We start from the raw sequence: 19,947 nt of genomic DNA, 5'->3' as shown, positions 1-19,947 counted from the left end.
CTCTCTTCATAATAACGGCTTAAATTATGTGTTTTCCCCGAATCATTTTTTAATACAAAGCGGTATAGTGGTTTACAAGTCAATATTGAGGTGCGGAGAGAACCGAATTTTTCAATTCTTAAAAGGATCAATTTCCTTAATCAAACGATAAGGTTTGGTTATGATACGAAAGGGAATGTCTTTCATAAACTTTATAAGGTCTTTTTCATATTCTTCAGTAATTCGGCGTGGTTTGGTTAGTACCCGGTTGACCAAGTCTTCTCCATAGCAAGCCATAAGCTTTTTTTGGTCAAATCCAATTTCAATGCCGCACTCTTGACAAACAATTGATGAAATCATTCCTCTATGGTAAATGACAACATGCTCACAGTCTTTTTGACAGCGAACACAATGCAAGATAGTTTTCATTTCTTCTGGTTCCATTTTATTACCTCCTTTCTTTGGTGAAATCTTAATAATCTGAGGGTTTGGCTTGCCAAGCCCCTACAAATGAATATCTTATCCGTAGGGGCACAATGAATTGTGCCCGTTTAATGTAGCGACCTGCCATGGCATGTCGAATCTTGGGTTTTCATCCTCATCCTAACCTTCTCCCATCAAGGGAGAAGGAGTTAAAAATCTTGGCAAGAGGTAATTTTAGCAATGCACCATCCCGAAGCTTCGCTTTTCGAATCCGTGAGGATCTCACCTTTTTGTTTCTTTCTTTATAAATATTTTCAATGATGAGATTCTTACGTCGCATAATACGCTCCTCAGAATGACGGAGAAGGTGGATAAGATTCTTACATCGTCCGGTAGAAGACAACGGACTCCTCAGAATGACGGAATAGGTATGATAAATCAAGCCTTTATGGAAGAATTTTAAAAAAAATACCATCCTGAACCCTCGGATTGCAAACTATCACTACGCTCATGACAATAAATATTTTAAGAAAACACTTTTTTAGGATTCACCATCTTCCACTCGGATGGCATATACATCTTTGACCACATCGAGTTTTTGGATACTTTTAATGGCATTTTGTATATTTCTCTCTTGAATTCGATGGGTTAAAAAATAAATATTAGTTAGCTTACCTGGAGTGCTAATCGGTTGTTTGACAGCTGACAAACTGACCCCTGAATTACCAAACTCGCTGGCGATTTTACCCAACACTCCTGGAACGTCTAAGGCTAAAACTCGAACACAATTTTGGGATAGTAAGCTCTCCATAGGAAGAACAGTTAAGTCTCTCATACAAGTACACCCTACCCGTCCTCTGGCTGCATACTTAATATTTCGGATGGCATCTATAATATCTCCAACCATGGCACTTCCGGTTGCATCACCACCAGCACCAGGACCCCGAAATGTCAAATCGCGGGTCCGGGAACGGACATATATAGCGTTTTCAACTCCAAACACCGATGAGAGAGGATGAGAAAGCGGTAGAAGAACTGGTTGAACTCGAAGTTCTATATCTTCTCCAATTCTTCGGGCAATTGCCAATAGCTTAATTGTGTATCCTAATTCTCGGGCGTATTCGATATCATCAGTTAAAATACGGGTAATTCCTTCCCGATATACCTTATCGACATCAACTCGTCCATGAAAACATAAAGTTGCCAAGATGGCAATTTTATAGGTTGAATCAAATCCTTCTATATCATTTGTTGGTACTGGCTCTGCAAATCCTTTTCTTTTTGCTTCTTCCAAAGCTTTTTCAAATGATGATTTTCTGAGAGACATTTCTGAAAGAATATAGTTCGTTGTTCCATTGACTATCCCAATAACCTCTAAGATGTCGTCGCCAAGAAGTTGCTCTTTAAGGGTATGGATTATTGGTATCCCACCTCCAACCGCACCCTCGAAATAAACGTCGGTTTCATTCTGAGCAGCCAGTTGAAATAACTCTCGACCCTTTTTTGCAATAAGTTCTTTATTAGGAGTAATAACTGTCTTTCCCCGGGCTAAAGCCTGTGAAACATATTCAAAAGCAGGATCGATTCCACCAACTGCTTCGACGACAATTTCTATTTCTGGGTCATCAATCACTTCTGATGGATCGCTACTTTTAATATCCGGCGGAACCACCATAGGTCGACCAATCATCCATTCTTTGTCAACTATTTTAACGACTTTAATCCCTACCCCTAATTCTTTTTCGATTTCTTCTTTTTGATTCCAAAGGGCTTTTACGGTGCCCATTCCAACTGTTCCAAATCCAATGACTCCAACTTTTATCTGTCTCATGTCTCTCCCTCTGATTTTTTAATTAAAAATAATCTCTTCACTATACATTAATAATTTTACCTAGGAAATCCCGTAAGCGAGGATTCTTCGGATTATAAAAAATATCTTCCGGCTTTCCGTCCTCAATAATTCTCCCCTCATCAATATACACCACTCGATCGGCAACTTCTCGTGCAAATCCCATTTCATGGGTTACAACCACCATTGTCATTCCCTCCCGAGCCAATTCTTTCATAACATCTAAAACATCATTGACTGTTTCCGGGTCTAAAGCTGAAGTAGGCTCATCAAACATCATCACTCGGGGATTCATTGCCAACGCTCGTGCAATTGCCACTCTTTGTTGTTGACCACCAGAAAGCTGAATGGGATAAGAATCAGCTTTTTCTTCCAAACCGACTTTTTCTAATAAACGAAGAGATGCCTTTTCCGATTCCGCCTTAGACATTTTCTTCACTTTTTGGAGAGCTAGGGTAATATTACTTAAAACTGTCATATGAGGGAAAAGATTAAAACTCTGGAATATCATTCCAATAGATTGCCGAACAATATTTATATTAACCTTTTTATCGGTAATTTTGACCCCGTTAATAATAATTTCACCACTGTGTATGGTTTCAATACCATTTAAACAGCGCAGAAAGGTACTTTTCCCCGAACCGGATGCACCGATTATGGAAACCACTTCACCAAAAGGAACTCGGATATCAATATTCTTTAATACATGATTGGTATTAAAAAATTTATTTAATCCATTGACCTCAATAGCCCACCTACTCACCGTAACGTAACCTCTTCTCAGAATATTTCACAATTCTTGATATGGTATAGGTCATTATAAAATAAAAAAGAGCGACCCCCGACCAAATTTCAAACGATTTAAAGGTCCGGGTTATAATGATCTGTCCCGAACGGGTTAATTCCGCAATGGCAATGGTTGATACCAAAGATGAATCCTTCAATAATGCGATGAATTCATTACCTAATGCTGGCAAGATCCGAACCAATGTTTGAGGAAGAATAACGTATCTCATGGCCTGCCAGTAGGTTAGCCCCAAAGACCGGGCAGCTTCCATTTGACCCTTAGCAATTGATTCAATGCCACCTCGAACAATTTCGCCGATATAGGCACCGCTGTTGATTCCCATAGCTATCATACCTGCGATAAAAGGATCTAAATTGAGACCCAAAGCAGGTAAACCAAAATAGACAATAAAAATCTGAACTAATAAAGGAGTTCCTCGTATAAGCTCGATATAGGTACTCGAAACCGTACGGAATACAATATTAGGCCAAACCCGTGCCAAGCCGGTTACAAACCCAATTACTAAACCCATAGCGATTGATAAAACTGTAATTCTTAAGGTAACCGATGCTCCATAAAGTAAAGCAGGAATAGCTTTAATGAGTGCTGATAGGTCAAATTGCAACCATGGTACCTCCTTTCGCTTCGAACATTTTTGATCGTGGTTTGATTCCCACTTGGGTAATGTTTTTTTTACTATTTATTGGTAAAACTCATTTTTTTAAATCTAAGCCTAAACTGCATCCAACTCCTGCCTACAGTAAAAAAGAAAAAATGCTATCTTTTCTGTTTTTTACAATCGAAGAGTTATGTGACCACCAGAAAACACTTATTTTAATCAATATTTTTTCAAATACCGAAAAAATGGGCGCTATTTCATAGCGCCCATTAAAAATTTTTTATGAAAACTGTTTCTGCTCTTCTAATTTCCCGGAACAGTAAACCATTTGTCATGAATTTCCTGATATTTACCCGATTCTTTTAATTTAGCAATTGCTTCATTGATGGCTGCTAATAATTCGGTTTCACCTTTACGCATTGTTATTCCGTAAATATCTTCTCCTTCTTTGAATGTAGCAGCAACTTTCATATCAGGAAGAAGCGTCATCCGGAATGATACTTCAGAATAATCATTCACGACAGCATCAGCTCTTTTATTCATAACTTCCATATAGGCTTTATCGGTGGTATCAAAACGTTTAATTTCTTTTATACCTTCAATTTCGCTTACAGCAAAATCTCCAGTAGTTCCAATTTGAACCGCAACTACTTTCCCAACTAAATCTTCTGGCCCTTTTATCGAGTCATCATCTTTTCGAATCGCAATTGCTTGAGATGTTTGATAATAAGGGTCACTCATGTCTTTGGACTTTAACCGCTCTTCAGTTATTGAAGTCGAAGACATGATGATATCAAACTTTTTCGAATCCAAAGCTGGAAATATCCCATCCCAAGCTGTATCAATAAACTCCGCTTTGACTCCCAACAACTCGGCAATGGCGTTGCCAAGGTCAATATCAAAACCAATCATATTTCCTGCTTCATCATGATATTCCATCGGTGGATAAGTCGCATCCGTCCCAATAATGATTGTCCCCCGTGCTTTTATATCATCCAGGGTCGACGCCATAGCCAACGAACTCAAACCTATCATTCCAACCATAATGACTAAAAAAATTACTAAGTGTTTTTTCAAATGAATCCCTCCCAATTTTTGAAAATAATATCATTGATAAGAATTTTATGTCAATGAAAAGATAACTGCCAAATACTTTATTCTTCCACCCCTGGATTATAGCTACGACGTGATAAGTTTTCAAATTTCGTAAAAGCATTCCTAAAAAGAAGCTCGACAGCACCAACCGGACCATTTCTTTGTTTGGCTACGATAACTTCAGCAATATTTTTTTTACTCTGGGTATTGGGATTATAATACTCTTCCCGATATATAAACATTACCAAGTCGGCATCCTGCTCAATCGCTCCACTTTCACGCAGGTCCGAAAGCTGGGGCCGCTTGGGGTTTCTCTGCTCCACTGCTCTGCTTAATTGAGAAACAGCAACAACTGGTACATCAAGTTCCCGAGCCATGGCTTTTAAAGATCGCGAAATTTCTGAAATTTCTTGTTGTCGATTCTCGGTTCGTATATGGCCACTCATTAATTGTAAATAATCAACGATGACTAAGCCCAAATTTTTTTCTATCTTTAGTCTCCTGGCTTTCGCACGCAATTCAAGAACGGTAATTCCTGGTGTATCGTCAATATATATTGAGGCGCTTGCTAACCGTCCAGCTGCTGAAGCTAATATCGGCCAATCTTTTTCATTAATAAGCCCTCTTCTCACCCGAGATGCATCGATTCCGGCCTCTCCACAAAGCATTCTTTGGGCAATGTGATCTCGTGACATTTCAAGACTGAAAAATGCCACTGGTATCTTTTTATTAATGCCCACATGCTGAGCTATGTTCAGGCAAAAACTGGTTTTTCCCATTCCAGGTCTGGCTGCAATTACAATCAGCTCGGAAGGATGAAACCCAGCCGTAATATTGTCCAAATCAACAAAACCGGTTGGAATGCCAGTTATATGCTCATCACGATGATAGAGGTCCTCAATACGATCAAAAGCTTCATTGATGACTGTTTTTAGAGCAACAAAATCACTTTTTATCCGGCTTTGCGATAACTGCAAAATCATATGCTGTGATCGATCAAGTAATTCAGTAGCATCGATTTGATTTTCATAACTTTCTTTGATTATCTGGGTACAAATTTGAATTATAAACCGAATAATAGCTTTCTCTTCAACGATATGAGCATAATATTCAACATTCGCTGCAGTTGGAACTAAATTGGTTAAAAGTGCTAAATATTCAAGACCTCCCACCGTCTCCAGTTGATTTTTCGCTCTGAGCTTTTCAGCCAGAGTAACAATGTCACAGGCTTTATCTTCTTCAAAAAGCTCGCCAATTGCAGTAAAAATGATCCGATGGTTATCATAATAATAATCTTCCGGTCGAAGAATTTCCAATGCTTTAAGAAGAGCGTTCCTCTCCAATAACATTGAACCCAAGGTCGCTTGTTCCGCTTCGAGACTTTGGGGAGGTACTCTTTCTATACTCAGGATTCTTTCACCTCTTTTGAAACATCCGGTTGAACACTTTCTTCGGGGATAATCTGAACCTGTACTGACCCATAAATACCTTTGCCAAAATGGAGTTTAACTTCGGTTTCACCTAGGTCTTTGATTGGTTCTGGAAGATCAATAAATTTACGATCCAATTCTAATTCTAATATTTCTCCAATTTTATCAGCAATTTCTTTGGAAGTTACTGAACCGTAAAGTTTTCCTTTTTCTCCAGCTTTTCTATTAAATTCAAGACGTAATCCGTCTACCTTTTTTTGAAGCTGACGAATAGCATCTAACTCTTTTTCTTCTCTTTGCTTTTTCTTGCGCTTCAAAATATCAATTTGAGTCAAACTCCCCTTGGTCGCTTTAATCGCCAATTTCTTTGGAAGGAGATAATTTCTAGCGTATCCTTCTTTTACCTCGATAACATCACCTTCATCACCGAGGTTTTCCACTTTTTGTAAAAGTATAAGTTGCATAATATCACTCCTTTTCTGCAAAGAAACCTCTATCCTCAAACTTATTAGCCCAAAACAGCATGAGAACTGATCCTTCGCATTATCCCTTTGGTGAGCTCATTTTTCTAAAATCAAACCAGGTATCGAGAACTCCTAACCAGCTTAAAATCGTACTAAATATTGGCTGGAATACCACAAATAAAAGAATTATTATTTTTACACCACGAGATTGAATATAGCGACTCAGAAAGTAATATACAATGGCAACTCCCTGAACGATAAAAAGAGATTGCGTTACAATTTGTAAGTTGAGACCGATTCTTCCGTAAATGGTTTCCCCGCCAAACAAGACAAACATCCAACTCAGGATAAACATCCAAAAAACCGAAACCGGGAATTTCCAGTTCCGAAAGGCTGGATATTCTGGAAAGGGTATTCCGATTTTCTTCCCTACCCATGATCCCAAAAAAAAATTAATGGTGGTATCAAGTATGGAAGCTACCACTAATATTGCCGGAAGAGCAAGGTTTATCAAGGTTACTATTTGCTGAAAGTTTTCCTCCCCAATTCCTCCAAACACTTGAGAAGTCCTTTGAAAGGCTTCCTCCATGATTTGAAGGTTTTCAACAATCGGGTTGATTCCGGTTATGAGGAGTGCAAAACCGATTAATGCAATCTTAGATAAAAGCGATACCAAACTGCCGAAACCGATTACTTCAAAAAAAGAATATTTCTTTTTGATTGCATATCCCAAAAAAATTCCAATCAGAGTATAACTAATACAGATTAGGGCTGGAATTAAACCGGTAAAAGCGACTAATAGAGTGGCTACACCGGCAGCTAAAGCACCAGTTCTTAAATCCCAGCGAACTACTAAAAACAATACCGGTAATGGACAAAAAAAACTTAAAAAGAAACCGAATAATGGTAGGTAAACACTTGATAAATATAAAACTACTGTTAAGGCAGCCAAGAAAGCTCCCTCAACAGTAGGTCTGAGTTTCCTCATTTTTTTTCAATCGAGTCGAATTTAATCAAGCGAATAGGGAAGTAAACCAATTTCCCGAGCTCTTTTGATGGCTATTGAAAGTTCCCTTTGATGTTTAGCACAAACACTGGTAACTCTTTTCGGAACAATCTTCCCTCTTTCACTAATAAAACGTCCCAAACGATTGATATCCTTATAATCGATTGGACCTTTTTCAACACAGAAAATACAATTTTTCTTTCTTGAACGTCTAAAAAATCTTTTTCCTGAATCTCGCTCAGATCTCATCAGTATCTAACCTCTCTTAATATTTTAAATTCTTTTTATTGCTGAAGTCGAAAAATATCTTTAAGAATCACTTCAACTGTCGTTTTTTTCTGAGCACCCACTTCACCAAAGGTGCGTATTTGTAACGATCCCTCACAATAAGCCCAACTCCCTTTTTCGATTGACTGGCTGCAATAGAGGGCTTGATCGTTCCAAGCAATAACCGGAAATACATCGAATTCTTCTGCTGTACCGGTCGAACTTGGTTTTTCTCTCAACACTTCAATCGAAAAAGAGCATATAGGAGAACCACTTGGTACATAACGAAGTTCTGGTTTATCGGTTATTTGACCTATCAAGATGATCCTATTCAGATGGAGTTTGTTCATCGTTACTTTCAGGATCAGAAGCTTCAACTTCCTCAGGTTGTGGCTCGGGACTGTCTTCAATTACGGTCGCTTCCACTGGTTTATTTTCTTTTACAGCAACCTTTTTCTTTTCTTCTTTCACCAGGATATGACGTAGAGCCGAATCGATAAACTGAACAGTTCTAACCAGTTCCTTAACTGATTGGGGAGAAAGCGAGAAGTTAAAAAACACGTAAATTCCTTCAGTTTGTTTGTTAATGGGATGAGCGAGACGCCTCTTTCCCCATAAATTAGTCCCGGTGCATTCTCCTCCGAGTTCTGCTATCCGAGACTTTACATTTTCAATAACCTGACTGACTTCTTCTTCGGTCAAAGTTGATCGAAGAACCATTCCTAATTCGTACTGATTCATTTCATGTCCTCCCTTCGGTCGTTTGGTTTCATCTTATTGAAGACGAAACAGGGAAAAAATTCTTCATTTATTTAACAATTTAACTTCATGGATGATTGGTTTTTATCGAATAGCTTAAGTTCCTTCCTCCCACGAAGCCAAATACTTTTTTTGACGAGGAGTGAGTTCCTCAATTTTTACTGATAAAGAAGATAGCTTTAAACCAGCAACGTTCATATCGATATCATCGGGAACTTTATATACTTGATTTTCAAGGGAGATTGCTTGTTCTTTTAAATATTTCACCGATAAAGCCTGGTTGGCAAAACTCATGTCCATAACAGTTGGAGGATGACCTTCGGCACAAGCCAGATTCACCAGTCTTCCTTCAGCCAAAAAGAAGAGTTTTTTTCCATTGGATAAGGTAAACTCTTCAACCAATGGTCGAACTTCCCTCCGGTTGACGCTCACTGATTCCAAATCTTCTTGATCTATCTCGACATTAAAATGACCGGAATTGCACAGAATCGCACCATCATTCATTTGGAGAAAATGCTCTTTACGAATGACAGAAATATTCCCAGTAACTGTTATAAAAAGATCCCCCCAAGCCGCAGCATCCAACATAGGCATCACTTCATAGCCATCCATCAATGCCTCCAAAGCTTTAACCGGGTTAATCTCGACTATCCCAACTCTCGCACCCATTCCACGAGCCCGTAGGGCAATACCTCTTCCGCACCATCCATACCCGACTACCACAACTTTTTTTCCGCTGAGAAGAATATGGGTTGCCCGAAGTATTCCCTCTAAAGTACTTTGACCGGTTCCATATCGGTTATCAAAGAGATGCTTGGTATCTGCATCATTGACCGCAATCACCGGATACCGCAATTGACCTGCTTTTGCCATACTTTTTAATCGGACTACACCGGTAGTTGTCTCTTCTGTTCCACCTATAACCTGGGAAATTCGAGATCCACCTTTTTGATGAAGAGTTGACACCAAATCCGCACCATCATCCATAGTAATCTGAGGACTCGTTTCTAACACTTTGTCGATATGTTGATAATAGGTTTCACGATCTTCCCCGCATATGGCATAAACGTTAATACCAAAATCCTTTACTAAAGAGGCGGCAACTTCATCCTGAGTGCTAAGGGGGTTGGAAGCACAAAGAGCTACCTTTGCTCCACCTTCTTTTAAGGTTATCATCAGAACGGCAGTTTCAGAAGTCACGTGTAAACAGGCCGCAATCAGGACTCCATCCAGGGGTTTTTCTTTTTTCCATTGTTCTGCTATGCCTGAAAGGACTGACATCTCGCGGCGAACCCATTCAATTTTTTTCCTTCCTGCCGGTGCTAATTCAATATCTTTAATATGATATTCCATTCTAATCTCCTCTTACATCCCGGCTAAATCCTGAATGATTTCCACTTTATCCGTCTTTTCCCAGGTAAAATCGGGATCATTTCTACCAAAATGACCATAGGCAGCAGTCTTCTTGTAGATCGGCCTTCGAAGACGCAGGTCGCGAATAATCGCTCCTGGTCTAAGATCAAAAGTTTTTTTAACAATATCCAGAATCTCTTCATCGGAAATCCTACCGGTTCCGAAAGTTTCCACCGAAATTGAAACCGGTTTCGCCACACCAATCGCATAAGCCACTTGTATTTCACATTTTTCGGCAAGACCAGCAGCGACAATGTTTTTTGCTACATAACGGGCAGCATAACTGGCTGAACGGTCAACTTTGGTTGGATCTTTCCCAGAGAAACATCCACCCCCATGACGGCCTATTCCACCATAGGTATCAACAATAATTTTTCTACCGGTTAAACCAGTGTCTCCCTGAGGTCCTCCGATAACAAACCGGCCGGTTGGATTTATCAAAAAACGAGTTTGACTGTTGATATATTCAGCCGGTATCACCGGACGAATAACTTCTTCTACCAGGTTTGTTTCAATAGTTTGATGGTTAACATCGGGATGATGCTGAGCAGCAATAATTATCGTATCGATATTCTGAGGTATTCCGTCAAGGTAATTTACTGTAACTTGAGTCTTTCCGTCAGGACGCAGGTAAGAAAATATTCCTTTCTTTCTTACCTCGGCTAAACGGTAAGCCAGTCGATGTGCCATTGCGATTGGAAAGGGAAGCATCTCGATAGTTTCATTGGTTGCATACCCAAACATTAATCCCTGATCGCCGGCTCCCAGAGAAAGATCTTCGTCCTCGGTTGTTTCACCTAATTTTGATTCGAGACTTTTATTGACCCCTAAAGCAATATCAGGTGATTGTTCATCAATGGCAGTTAGAACCGAACAGGTTGCATAATCAAATCCAAATTTAGCCCGCGTATAGCCAATTTCACGAATAGTTTCTCTTGCCACTCGTGGAATATCAACATAGCATGAGGTACTGATTTGACCTGCAATCATTACCATTCCAGTCGCCACTAAAGTCTCGACAGCAACACGACCTTTAGTATCTTGTTCGTAAATAGCATCCAGGATGGCATCCGAAATCTGGTCCGCCATTTTATCGGGATGGCCCTCGGTTACTGATTCCGACGTTATTTGATACTTTTTCCCTGGCATTTTTTGACCTCCCTTTTCATACCGACTTCATTTTCGAATTATCAATTTAATAATTTGTATTCTATCACTGCCTCATCGGTACTTTTTATCATGGTTTTTATAAAAATTAGTTTCTCTTCACCTTTTTTATCTGGGATTAAACTCATAGTATGATGAGAACCCAAAGCTGTAAAATAACATATTTTCCACTACGATGTCAATCTATTTCGCTGATCTTATTTATCTGTAATTCCTTAGAATAAACCAAATGAGCATTTCTCCATAACTTTTCCAACAGATAATAGTGTCTCTCTTCCTCTCGAAAAATATGAACGATAACATCACCGTAATCCATAAGAATCCATTCACCAACATCGAATCCCTCAATATGAAAGGGTTGAACTGAGTAGGAGTCCAAGGTCTTTTTTATTTCCTCGGCAATAGCTTTGGTTTGGATAAATGTCGCAGCACTGCCAATAACCCAATAATCAGCCACGGGAAAAACATCCCTCAGGTCAAGAATTACAACGTCCTGCATTTTCTTTTCATCGGCGACATCCAAAACGATTAAACATTTTTCTTTAGGATTCATTCGGCTGTTCCTCTACTCTTTTCTCTTTGAGAAAGAATTCGGTAACCAACTTTTTTGATGTGTCTAAATCTGGTTCCCAATAACTTACCCCCTCTATATAGGCTGCTTCCCCTGGCATCATATCGGTTATCATCACTCTTTCATTTAAGTCCTTAAACCAAAGACCTAAATTAATAAGTTCTTCATTGGAAAAATTGGTTATCAAGGCTTGACGTAATTCTTGGATAATTTGTGGCATTTTAGGAAGATTTAAGGGATTATCAATCTCATGAAATAAAGCCTGAAGAAAATTTTGCTGCCTTTTGATTCGACCAATATCTCCCAACTTATCATTACGATACCGAACATATTGTAAGGCTTTATCGCCCTTCAGGCGCTGTTTGCCTGCTGAAATATTGATTACCAAGTCCTGAGCTCGATCAGTGTATTTCATATCACTTTCTACGTCAATTTCCACTCCGCCCAACAGGTCAATAACCTTTTCAAATCCTTGATAGTTGATTTCTACTGTATAAGGAATATGAATGTCTAAGTTTTTCTCAATCGTTTCTTTGAGAAGTTGGATCCCGCCCTTGGCATAAGAATGATTGACTTTATCATATCCATTACCCGGTACTTCAATGCGGGTATCGCGGGGGATGGAAAACAAAAGAATTTCTTCACTCTTGGTGTTGAGACAAAGTAAAATAATGGTATCACTCCGCAAGGGTTTAATGCTATCCTGACCAACTACTAAAATAGTGGTACTTTCTGGTGGGGCATAACCCATAACCGTTTGTACCAATTTATTCCGAATATTATGATTATTGAGACCAAAAAAAAGGATTCCGCCTATAATAAACCCAATGGCTAAATATAAATATTTATAACTTTTCTTTCTTCTGCTTCTTTTCATTCGCTTCCTCTATGGATATTCCAATAATTTTATTCCAAGCTTCCAAGCTGGCTGGATAAATAATTTTCTTTGTTGAAAGTAAATAATTCACTTTCATTTCTAAAGTTTTTGTAAAAGCTACTTGAAGTCCTCTCTGCAAAGCTTCACGAATTGTATCACTTTCTTGGAATCGACGTCCACTTTCCGATAAATCAGCCACAAAAAGTATTTTATCAAAATTACTCATATCTTCACAGGCAGTTGCATGCCAGCAAACAGCACGAAGTATTGAATAATCTGTAATGCCAAACTGCTCAGCAATAAATCGGGGACCTGCAAAAGCATGAAATATAGCCGGAATAGAATAGCCAATTGGAAGAAAAAAGGGCGGGATATATTGAACCATCTCCTTACAAGCAAGAGCTCTTGCTGAATCATGGAGAAGACCTGCTAAATAGGACTTTTCTGGATCTTCACCAAAATCAACTGCCAGCGTTCTGGCTTCCTCGGCAACTCGAATTGAGTGATTGAATCGTGAGGGAGAAATCATATTTTTAAGCTGCTTAGTGATATACTCATTCATTGACATAAAGCCCGTTTTTTTTAATATAGTTTTCAACGGCTTCGGGAACCAAATATTTAATTGATTCTCCCTTTTTGACCCGTCGCCGAATTTCTGACGAGGCAATGGCCAGAGCAGATACTTCGATCATTTTCACCTTTTGTCGATATTTCTCTTCCATACTCACCATTTTATAGCCAGGTCGAGTTGCTGCCACAAAGGTACATAATCGGAAAAGCTCCTCAGGATTGTTCCAGCTTGAAATCTGTGCAAAAGCATCGGCTCCGGTGATAAAATAGATTTCACTTTCATCTCCCCAAAATTCACGAAAATATCGCAGTGTATCAACTGCATAGGAAGGTCCAACCCGTTCCAACTCCACTCGGGAAACTCGAAAATAGGGATTGGTAATAGTCGCCAATACCACCATTAAATACCGATGCTCGGGACTGGTTATCACTTGTCCAACCTTATGGGGTGGTCGTGCTGAAGGAACAAAAACCACCTCGTCTAAATGAAAATAATCTCTCACTTCTTCAGCAGTAACTAAATGTCCCAAGTGGATCGGATCAAAAGTACCACCCATAATACCTTTTTTCATCTAAACCTATCTCTCCTTGGAATATCTGGTTCAAATATTGTTTTTTAATTTTTTAAGCGTTCCGAATCTGCCCGGTTCCATAAACCACGTATTTTATTGTGGTTAATTCTTGCAATCCCATGGGTCCCCGGGCATGAATTTTCTGAGTACTAATACCTATTTCTGCTCCCAGACCAAATTGCTCTCCATCGGTAAAACGAGTTGAAGCATTGACATAAACCGCTGCTGAGTCAACCTTCTCCATAAAATTCTTGGCATTCGAATAATTTTCGGTAATTATTGATTCAGAATGGCGGGTTCCATAAGTATTGATGTGCTCGATGGCTTCATTTAGAGTTTTAACTACCTTAACCGCTAAAATCAAGTCGAGATACTCGGTTTTCCAATCATCCTCGGTCGCCGGAATCAAATCAGGAAGAATTTGACGAGCTTGCTCACAGCCTCGAATTTCAACTCCAGCTTTTTTGAGAGACATAGAGACTTGGGGTAGAAATATTTTGGCAATATCCTGGTGAATTAATAATGTTTCTACAGCATTACAAACACTCGGTCGTTGGATTTTCGCGTTCATAACAATCCTTTCTGCCATCCCTAAATCGGCTTCTTTATCAACATAAACATGACAATTCCCAACACCGGTTTCAATAACCGGCACTTGAGAATGAGTCACAACGTTATGAATCAAACCAGTACCTCCTCGGGGGATCGCTACATCAATATACTCTCTCAGGGCCAGCAGCTGAGCAATGTCATCGTGGCTGGTACTTTCAATGAGCTGAACCGAATCTTCAGGAAGAGAATATTGACGGAGAGATTCGCGGGCTAAAAGGATTAGCAATCGGTTCGAATTGAGGGTGGAACTACTTCCTCTTAAAACTAAGGAATTCCCAGATTTTATTCCTAATCCAATGCTATCGATGGTCACATTGGGTCGAGCTTCATAAATAATCGCCAAGACTCCCAGTGGAACTCTCACTTTGGTTACCATTAAACCATTCGGCCTCTTCCAGCCTGACATAACTTCCCCAACCGGATCAGCAAGAGCCGCTACTTGTCTTAAACCATCTGCCATTCCTTGAATTCTTTTTTTATTGAGGATTAAACGATCAATGAACCCGGATTTCATATTGTTTTCTACAGCAATTTTTACATCTTTTTGGTTTTCCTGCTCAATCCGAGATTGTTCTCCTTCTAAACGTTGAGCCAGATCCCCAAGAAAATCATTTTTTTTCTGGGTTGAAACCGTCGCCAGCAACTGAGCAGCCTTTTTTGCTTTCTGAACCTGAACCTTCATATCTTCAGCCATTGTCTTTCTCCTCCCGATTGAATAACACTAAGTTATCAACATGAATCACTTCAGTATTTATCTCTTGATCAAAAAAAACTTCCTGTAACTCAGTAGTATGTAAACCACGGATTTTCTTTAACTCTGTCGATGAAAAGTTCACCAAACCCTTGGCAACCGATTGACCTTCTTCATTGACAACTTCAATGCAGTCACCTGAATCAAAAACGCCTTCTACTCCCTTGATCCCTGCTGGTAATAAGCTTTTATTTCTCATTAAAGCGAAATAAGCACCCTCATCGATGATAACCCGACCTCGGGTCATCATTCCAAAGGCAATCCAACGCTTCCGGTTTTTGAGGACCTTGGTCTGAGGGTAAAAGAAAGTTCCAACTTCATCGCCAGCAAATATTCTTTGAATAATAGAAAAATCCTTCCCCAAAGCCAAGATGACCCCAATACCCGAAAAGGTCGCCATACGACTAGCCATAATTTTACTTTTCATCCCACCAGTTGAAATATTGCTCCCCTCCCGGCCAGCCATCCTTTCAATTTTATCATCTATCCTCTCAACTTCTTTTATGAGGATAGCTTCGGAGTTTTTTTTGGGATCAGAGGTAAACAGTCCCTCAATGTCAGAAAGGATGATAAGAAGCTGGGCATTGATTAGTGAAGCCACCAAGGCTGATAGGCGATCATTATCACCAAATTTTAATTCTGCTATGGCAACGGTGTCGTTTTCGTTAACAATCGGCAAAACATTGAAATCGAGAATGGTTTGAAAGGTATTACGGGCATTGAGATATTTATGTCGATTATGAACGTCTTCCGGTGCTAACAATATCTGGGCAACTGGAATACCAATTCGAGAAAATACCTGGCAATAATTCTGCATAAGAATACCTTGGCCTACTGCTGCCATTGCTTGTTTGAACGGGATATCGTTTCTTTTTCGTTTCAACCCTAAACGACTCATTCCACAAGCCATAGCACCTGATGTCACTAAAATGACTTTTTTGCCACTTTGACGGAGTTGATGAATGTTTCGAGCTAATTCCTCTAATCGGGGAATTTCTAAAACAAAATTTTTAACCAACAATGAACTCCCGACTTTTATAACGACCACCCGGCTGTTTTCAATAAAATCAATTCGCTTCATCGGTTTATTAAAATAATCATTTGGAAGTGGTTTTATGGGCTTCAAGGCGTTTTCCAGTCCAGATAAAATTCAAATTTTCTATTTCAACTATTGATCCGGGTTGAATGGCAGAAAAATATTTTAGAAAGTCAAAATGAACCAACTTTTGGTTAAAAATCGAAAGAGCATTATCGGAATTCCAATCGATCTCCGCAATTAAACGATCAAGAAAAGGCGTTGAAAATCGATAATGACGGGATCGAATAGGACTCAATGGGGTATTTTTGGATTGAGAAAGAATTTCTTTGGTAAAAATTTCAGGGGCATTTTTTAAAAATTCGATAATCGCATCGAGTAGTTGATTCATTCCTTCCTTGGTAAGAGAAGAAACCCCAAAAACCGGAATACCCTGCTGCTCAAGAGTTGATTTAAATTCATTAAAATTTTGAGCAGCTTTGATAAGGTCAAGCTTGGTGGCCACTACAAAAAAAGGTTTGGCTGCCAAAGAAGAGCTATAAGCTTCAAATTCCCGACGAAGAGTCAAAAAATCGTCATAGGGATTGTTCTCAGAATAGAATTGGGATAAATCCACACAATGGAGGATCAAACGTGTCCTTTCTATGTGTCGTAAGAATTCTAAACCCAAACCAGCACCACGGCTGGCACCTTCAATAATGCCCGGAACATCGACCATAATAAACTGCTGGTCATGATGATTCACAACACCTAAATTCGGATGAAGAGTAGTAAATGGATAATCAGCAATTCGAGGTTTTGCAGCGCTTACTACTGAGAGCAGTGTTGATTTTCCAGCATTAGGAAAACCACTAATGCCTACATCAGCAATTAATTTAAGTTCTAAGCGAATCTCTCTCGCTTCACCCAATTCTCCTTTTTCGGCAATGCGGGGAGCTTGATTGGTCGATGTTGCAAATGAACTATTCCCTCGTCCTCCTCGCCCACCTCGGGCTATTATGACTTCTTGCTTATCTTCAGTTAAATCAGCTATGATTTGATTATCTTTTTGATCAATAATTTGAGTGCCAACCGGTACTACTAAAACCACGTCAGCTCCATCTTTTCCAAATTGATTTTTCCCTTTACCTGGTTCACCATTTGATGCTTCGTAGACTTTCTGAATAGCAACATCATATAAAGTTTTTTTCTGAGATAATGCAATAGCAATTACGTTCCCTCCCTTTCCGCCATTCCCACCTGCTGGCCCACCTCGAGGGACATATTTTTCTCTTAAAAAACTGATCGCACCATCACCACCACGACCAGCACGAACTTTTAATATGACCTGATCAACAAACAATTAAACACCCCAAATTACTGAATCAATCATTCGATTCTCCAAGGCTGAATAAAAAAATGAGTTGGATAATAAAAAGGAGAGTTTCTTATTTTAATAAACTGATACTAATTATGAATCCAGAGAAGGCATCTCAGGGAGAATCGAGACATATTTCCTCCCAGCTTTCTCTTGATAAACAACATATCCACTTTGAAGGGCAAAAAGAGTATAATCCTTGGCTGTCCCCACATTTATCCCTGGTTTGATCTTTGTTCCTCGCTGTCGAATAAGGATGTTGCCAGCCAAAACATACTGACCACTAAATTTTTTTACACCAAGCCTTTGAGCGTTACTATCGCGTCCATTTTTCCCGCTTCCGCCTGCTTTCTTATGTGCCATGGTTATTAAAGCCTCCTCAAGGATTAGGATTCAATTGATTGAATTTTTATTAAAGTCATTGGTTGACGATGACCAGTTAAACGTCGGTATTTCACCTTCGGTTTATATTTAAAAACCACAACTTTTTTGGATTTCCCATTTCTTAACACGATACCTTTAACTTTGGCACCCTCCACATAGGGGCGACCGACAACAACTTGGTCCTGATTACGAATAAATAAAACTCGTTCAAAAACCACTTCATCTTTTAAATTTCCTTGATAACTATCCAGTTGAATGACCGAACCTTCTTGAACTGGATATTGTTTTCCACTGGCTTCAATAAGAGCGAACATTACAAATCTCCTCCATTCCAAAGTCATACTTTTATTCAGATTATTTATTCCTTTATTACAATTATATTCTTGGTTTTAGCCCTGCTTTTTAACGGTTAAGACTGTATCAAGATTGAAGGATTTTGTCAAACGGGACTAACAATGATTATTCTATTTTATCGATAGATTCTCGAATCCCGTCTTCACCAACTCCAACAATCGAATAACGACGTAGAGATAAATTTGGATCGATTTTCCATACTAATTCTTTACTGTATACCTTTTTTAAATTATTTAAAAATATTTTTCCATTATTTTTTAAATAATCCCCCAGCTCTTGTCCTACAGTAAAACCAATGGTCGTTGATTGAGAATGGCGACAAATTTCTTCAACCCGCCTTAAAAAATTAATAGCGATAGTCTCCATCGAAAGAACTCTCCCTTCACCTTGACAACAATTACATGGTTGGCAAAGAATGGCATCCAGGTTTTTTCTAACTCTTTTTCGAGTCATTTCCACCAAACCCAGTTCGCTCATCTGAACCAAACTGGAACGGGTTCGGTCGTGAGACAAAAATTGCTCAAAAACATTCATAACCATTTTTTGATGTTCTTTCTTCCCCATGTCAATAAAATCAATTAAAATTATCCCCCCGATATCTCGGAGTCGTACTTGCCGGGCAATTTCTTCCGCCGCTTCTAAATTGGTTTTTAAAATAGTTTCTTGGAGATCTTTCTTTCCAATATATTTTCCGGTATTGACATCAATCACTGTCATTGCTTCAGTTCGGTCAAAAACCAGATACCCTCCGCTTTTGAGCCAAACTTTCCGGCTTAAGGCTTTTTCTAATTCCCGATTTAAATTAAAATGATCGAAAATGTTTTCTTTACTATCAAAAAAATGAATACGGTCGACGAAACGAGGAATCATTGATTCAATAAAATCTTTTAATTTCTGAAAACCAAAATAGGAATTAATCCAAATTTCACCTAAATTATCATCAACAACATCTCGTATTAGCGTATAAATTAGGCTTGCTTCTTCATAGAGAACCGCTGGAGCTGAAATGAGTTCGGCTTTTTTCATAATTCGGTTCCATAAACGAAGCAGTGATTCGATGTCTTCTTTTATTTCTTCATTACTTTTACCCTCAGCAACTGTTCTCACTATGACTCCCATGTTGGCTGGTCGAATTTTTTCAATTAATTTCTTCAGCTTATCTCGTTCTTCTGAAGAAGAAATTCGATGGGAAATACCCATATTATTCATTCCGGGCATTAAAACCACATATCTCCCTGGTAAAGAAATTTTGGTCGTCACTCGAGCCCCTTTAGTTCCCATTGGTTCCTTGGCTACCTGAACAACAATTTCCTTTCCGGTTTGAAGGAGTTGATCTATGCTCTTTATTTTCCCTTTCTCATCCAACAGGATATCTCCAATAAACAAAAAAGCATTTTTATCAAAACCAGTATTAACAAAAGCCGATTGTATACCGGGTAGAACATTTTCTACGATCCCTTTAAAAATATTTCCTGCTAATCGTTTTTCGGCTGCTCTTTCAAAGAAAAATTCTACTACTTGTCCATTTTCCAAAAGCGCAGCACGAACTTCGGCTTCAGACATATCTATGACGATATCTTTTTTCAATGTTTAACCCTCCGCTAA

General features: G+C 39.0%; 25 protein-coding genes. 1 reads left to right on the top strand and 24 read right to left on the bottom strand.

Going from position 1 to position 19,947, the window contains the following annotated elements; all coding sequences use genetic code 11:
- Window positions 1-111: 111 nt before the first annotated feature.
- The 5 genes from PLK24_RS00445 to ehuC all read right to left on the bottom strand — a co-directional run bounded on the left by PLK24_RS00445 (window position 112) and on the right by ehuC (window position 3,663).
- A complete protein-coding gene (locus PLK24_RS00445; protein WP_324475702.1) occupies window positions 112-423 on the bottom strand; it encodes a hypothetical protein in 312 nt (103 codons plus the stop codon).
- 154 nt (window positions 424-577) lie between these two features.
- The gene (locus tag PLK24_RS00440; protein WP_324475701.1) at window positions 578-742 is read right to left on the bottom strand and encodes a hypothetical protein; all 165 of its coding nucleotides are present in this window, start codon (window positions 740-742) and stop codon (window positions 578-580) included.
- A 201-nt stretch (window positions 743-943) separates the two neighbouring features.
- The gene (locus tag PLK24_RS00435) at window positions 944-2,233 is read right to left on the bottom strand and encodes a homoserine dehydrogenase (RefSeq protein WP_324475700.1); all 1,290 of its coding nucleotides are present in this window, start codon (window positions 2,231-2,233) and stop codon (window positions 944-946) included.
- 40 nt (window positions 2,234-2,273) lie between these two features.
- Window positions 2,274-3,014 carry an amino acid ABC transporter ATP-binding protein gene (locus tag PLK24_RS00430; RefSeq protein WP_324475699.1) on the bottom strand — a complete coding sequence of 247 codons (741 nt, stop codon included), beginning with the start codon at window positions 3,012-3,014 and terminating at the stop codon, window positions 2,274-2,276.
- On the bottom strand, window positions 3,007-3,663 hold the full coding sequence (gene ehuC, locus PLK24_RS00425; protein ID WP_324475698.1) for an ectoine/hydroxyectoine ABC transporter permease subunit EhuC: 657 nt from the start codon (window positions 3,661-3,663) through the stop codon (window positions 3,007-3,009). Before ehuC ends, PLK24_RS00430 begins: the two co-directional genes overlap by 8 nt.
- Window positions 3,664-3,665: 2 nt before the next feature.
- Here ehuC and PLK24_RS00420 point away from each other — a divergent pair, with 2 nt between their 5' ends.
- Window positions 3,666-3,920 carry a hypothetical protein gene (locus PLK24_RS00420; protein ID WP_324475697.1) on the top strand — a complete coding sequence of 85 codons (255 nt, stop codon included), beginning with the start codon at window positions 3,666-3,668 and terminating at the stop codon, window positions 3,918-3,920.
- A 40-nt stretch (window positions 3,921-3,960) separates the two neighbouring features.
- Here the strand turns inward: PLK24_RS00420 and PLK24_RS00415 are convergent, their stop codons facing one another.
- The 19 genes from PLK24_RS00415 to PLK24_RS00325 form a co-directional block, all read right to left on the bottom strand.
- Window positions 3,961-4,734 carry a basic amino acid ABC transporter substrate-binding protein gene (locus PLK24_RS00415; protein WP_324475696.1) on the bottom strand — a complete coding sequence of 258 codons (774 nt, stop codon included), beginning with the start codon at window positions 4,732-4,734 and terminating at the stop codon, window positions 3,961-3,963.
- Window positions 4,735-4,811: 77 nt separating this feature from the next.
- Window positions 4,812-6,164, bottom strand: a complete 1,353-nt coding sequence (gene dnaB, locus PLK24_RS00410) for a replicative DNA helicase (protein WP_502876034.1) — start codon at window positions 6,162-6,164, stop codon at window positions 4,812-4,814.
- The gene (gene rplI / locus PLK24_RS00405; protein ID WP_324475695.1) at window positions 6,158-6,646 is read right to left on the bottom strand and encodes a 50S ribosomal protein L9; all 489 of its coding nucleotides are present in this window, start codon (window positions 6,644-6,646) and stop codon (window positions 6,158-6,160) included. Before rplI ends, dnaB begins: the two co-directional genes overlap by 7 nt.
- Window positions 6,647-6,725: 79 nt before the next feature.
- Window positions 6,726-7,634 (bottom strand): YybS family protein, encoded by a 909-nt coding sequence (locus tag PLK24_RS00400; protein ID WP_324475694.1) that lies wholly within the window; start codon window positions 7,632-7,634, stop codon window positions 6,726-6,728.
- 21 nt (window positions 7,635-7,655) lie between these two features.
- Window positions 7,656-7,901: a 30S ribosomal protein S18 gene (gene rpsR, locus PLK24_RS00395; RefSeq protein WP_324475693.1), complete on the bottom strand. Its 246-nt coding sequence runs from the start codon at window positions 7,899-7,901 to the stop codon at window positions 7,656-7,658.
- Window positions 7,902-7,936: 35 nt separating this feature from the next.
- Window positions 7,937-8,239 (bottom strand): single-stranded DNA-binding protein, encoded by a 303-nt coding sequence (locus PLK24_RS00390; protein ID WP_324475692.1) that lies wholly within the window; start codon window positions 8,237-8,239, stop codon window positions 7,937-7,939.
- A 7-nt stretch (window positions 8,240-8,246) separates the two neighbouring features.
- Complete coding sequence (gene rpsF, locus PLK24_RS00385) at window positions 8,247-8,660, bottom strand: 30S ribosomal protein S6 (protein WP_324475691.1); 414 nt, start codon at window positions 8,658-8,660, stop codon at window positions 8,247-8,249.
- 114 nt (window positions 8,661-8,774) lie between these two features.
- Window positions 8,775-10,031, bottom strand: coding sequence for an adenosylhomocysteinase (locus PLK24_RS00380; protein WP_324475690.1), 1,257 nt, complete (start codon window positions 10,029-10,031; stop codon window positions 8,775-8,777).
- 12 nt (window positions 10,032-10,043) lie between these two features.
- Window positions 10,044-11,240 carry a methionine adenosyltransferase gene (gene metK / locus PLK24_RS00375; protein WP_324475689.1) on the bottom strand — a complete coding sequence of 399 codons (1,197 nt, stop codon included), beginning with the start codon at window positions 11,238-11,240 and terminating at the stop codon, window positions 10,044-10,046.
- A gap of 196 nt (window positions 11,241-11,436) precedes the next feature.
- On the bottom strand, window positions 11,437-11,811 hold the full coding sequence (gene rsfS, locus PLK24_RS00370; RefSeq protein WP_324475688.1) for a ribosome silencing factor: 375 nt from the start codon (window positions 11,809-11,811) through the stop codon (window positions 11,437-11,439).
- Window positions 11,801-12,706: an LCP family protein gene (locus tag PLK24_RS00365; RefSeq protein ID WP_324475687.1), complete on the bottom strand. Its 906-nt coding sequence runs from the start codon at window positions 12,704-12,706 to the stop codon at window positions 11,801-11,803. Before PLK24_RS00365 ends, rsfS begins: the two co-directional genes overlap by 11 nt.
- A complete protein-coding gene (yqeK, locus tag PLK24_RS00360; protein WP_324475685.1) occupies window positions 12,675-13,268 on the bottom strand; it encodes a bis(5'-nucleosyl)-tetraphosphatase (symmetrical) YqeK in 594 nt (197 codons plus the stop codon). Before yqeK ends, PLK24_RS00365 begins: the two co-directional genes overlap by 32 nt.
- Window positions 13,261-13,848 carry a nicotinate-nucleotide adenylyltransferase gene (gene nadD, locus PLK24_RS00355; protein ID WP_324475684.1) on the bottom strand — a complete coding sequence of 196 codons (588 nt, stop codon included), beginning with the start codon at window positions 13,846-13,848 and terminating at the stop codon, window positions 13,261-13,263. Before nadD ends, yqeK begins: the two co-directional genes overlap by 8 nt.
- Before the next feature lie 52 nt (window positions 13,849-13,900).
- On the bottom strand, window positions 13,901-15,154 hold the full coding sequence (locus tag PLK24_RS00350) for a glutamate-5-semialdehyde dehydrogenase (protein WP_324475683.1): 1,254 nt from the start codon (window positions 15,152-15,154) through the stop codon (window positions 13,901-13,903).
- Complete coding sequence (proB, locus tag PLK24_RS00345) at window positions 15,147-16,292, bottom strand: glutamate 5-kinase (RefSeq protein WP_324475682.1); 1,146 nt, start codon at window positions 16,290-16,292, stop codon at window positions 15,147-15,149. Before proB ends, PLK24_RS00350 begins: the two co-directional genes overlap by 8 nt.
- 16 nt (window positions 16,293-16,308) lie before the next feature.
- Complete coding sequence (gene obgE / locus PLK24_RS00340; RefSeq protein WP_324475681.1) at window positions 16,309-17,589, bottom strand: GTPase ObgE; 1,281 nt, start codon at window positions 17,587-17,589, stop codon at window positions 16,309-16,311.
- Between the two features lie 108 nt (window positions 17,590-17,697).
- Window positions 17,698-17,967 carry a 50S ribosomal protein L27 gene (gene rpmA, locus PLK24_RS00335; protein ID WP_324475680.1) on the bottom strand — a complete coding sequence of 90 codons (270 nt, stop codon included), beginning with the start codon at window positions 17,965-17,967 and terminating at the stop codon, window positions 17,698-17,700.
- A 23-nt stretch (window positions 17,968-17,990) separates the two neighbouring features.
- Complete coding sequence (gene rplU, locus PLK24_RS00330; RefSeq protein ID WP_324475679.1) at window positions 17,991-18,302, bottom strand: 50S ribosomal protein L21; 312 nt, start codon at window positions 18,300-18,302, stop codon at window positions 17,991-17,993.
- Between the two features lie 145 nt (window positions 18,303-18,447).
- Window positions 18,448-19,929: an Rne/Rng family ribonuclease gene (locus PLK24_RS00325; RefSeq protein ID WP_324475678.1), complete on the bottom strand. Its 1,482-nt coding sequence runs from the start codon at window positions 19,927-19,929 to the stop codon at window positions 18,448-18,450.
- Between the last annotated feature and the right edge of the window lie 18 nt (window positions 19,930-19,947).

The sequence above is a fragment of the Atribacter sp. genome, from assembly GCF_035418125.1.
GTDB lineage: Bacteria > Atribacterota > Atribacteria > Atribacterales > Atribacteraceae > Atribacter > Atribacter allofermentans.
This window is presented reverse-complemented; position numbering and strand designations above follow the sequence as displayed.

What these genes read in the sequence shown, in the direction of transcription:
- rsfS (WP_324475688.1), bottom strand. Translation starts at nt 11,811, where the DNA reads ATGAATCCTAAAGAAAAATGTTTAATCGTTTTGGATGTCGCCGATGAA.
- yqeK (WP_324475685.1), bottom strand. Translation starts at nt 13,268, where the DNA reads ATGAATGAGTATATCACTAAGCAGCTTAAAAATATGATTTCTCCCTCA.
- PLK24_RS00440 (WP_324475701.1), bottom strand. Translation starts at nt 742, where the DNA reads ATGCGACGTAAGAATCTCATCATTGAAAATATTTATAAAGAAAGAAAC.
- PLK24_RS00420 (WP_324475697.1), top strand. Translation starts at nt 3,666, where the DNA reads ATGGTACCTCCTTTCGCTTCGAACATTTTTGATCGTGGTTTGATTCCC.
- rpsF (WP_324475691.1), bottom strand. Translation starts at nt 8,660, where the DNA reads ATGAATCAGTACGAATTAGGAATGGTTCTTCGATCAACTTTGACCGAA.
- PLK24_RS00400 (WP_324475694.1), bottom strand. Translation starts at nt 7,634, where the DNA reads ATGAGGAAACTCAGACCTACTGTTGAGGGAGCTTTCTTGGCTGCCTTA.
- PLK24_RS00380 (WP_324475690.1), bottom strand. Translation starts at nt 10,031, where the DNA reads ATGGAATATCATATTAAAGATATTGAATTAGCACCGGCAGGAAGGAAA.
- PLK24_RS00445 (WP_324475702.1), bottom strand. Translation starts at nt 423, where the DNA reads ATGGAACCAGAAGAAATGAAAACTATCTTGCATTGTGTTCGCTGTCAA.
- proB (WP_324475682.1), bottom strand. Translation starts at nt 16,292, where the DNA reads ATGAAGCGAATTGATTTTATTGAAAACAGCCGGGTGGTCGTTATAAAA.
- metK (WP_324475689.1), bottom strand. Translation starts at nt 11,240, where the DNA reads ATGCCAGGGAAAAAGTATCAAATAACGTCGGAATCAGTAACCGAGGGC.
- rplI (WP_324475695.1), bottom strand. Translation starts at nt 6,646, where the DNA reads ATGCAACTTATACTTTTACAAAAAGTGGAAAACCTCGGTGATGAAGGT.
- PLK24_RS00365 (WP_324475687.1), bottom strand. Translation starts at nt 12,706, where the DNA reads ATGAAAAGAAGCAGAAGAAAGAAAAGTTATAAATATTTATATTTAGCC.
- nadD (WP_324475684.1), bottom strand. Translation starts at nt 13,848, where the DNA reads ATGAAAAAAGGTATTATGGGTGGTACTTTTGATCCGATCCACTTGGGA.
- PLK24_RS00350 (WP_324475683.1), bottom strand. Translation starts at nt 15,154, where the DNA reads ATGGCTGAAGATATGAAGGTTCAGGTTCAGAAAGCAAAAAAGGCTGCT.
- rpmA (WP_324475680.1), bottom strand. Translation starts at nt 17,967, where the DNA reads ATGGCACATAAGAAAGCAGGCGGAAGCGGGAAAAATGGACGCGATAGT.
- rpsR (WP_324475693.1), bottom strand. Translation starts at nt 7,901, where the DNA reads ATGAGATCTGAGCGAGATTCAGGAAAAAGATTTTTTAGACGTTCAAGA.
- PLK24_RS00435 (WP_324475700.1), bottom strand. Translation starts at nt 2,233, where the DNA reads ATGAGACAGATAAAAGTTGGAGTCATTGGATTTGGAACAGTTGGAATG.
- rplU (WP_324475679.1), bottom strand. Translation starts at nt 18,302, where the DNA reads ATGTTCGCTCTTATTGAAGCCAGTGGAAAACAATATCCAGTTCAAGAA.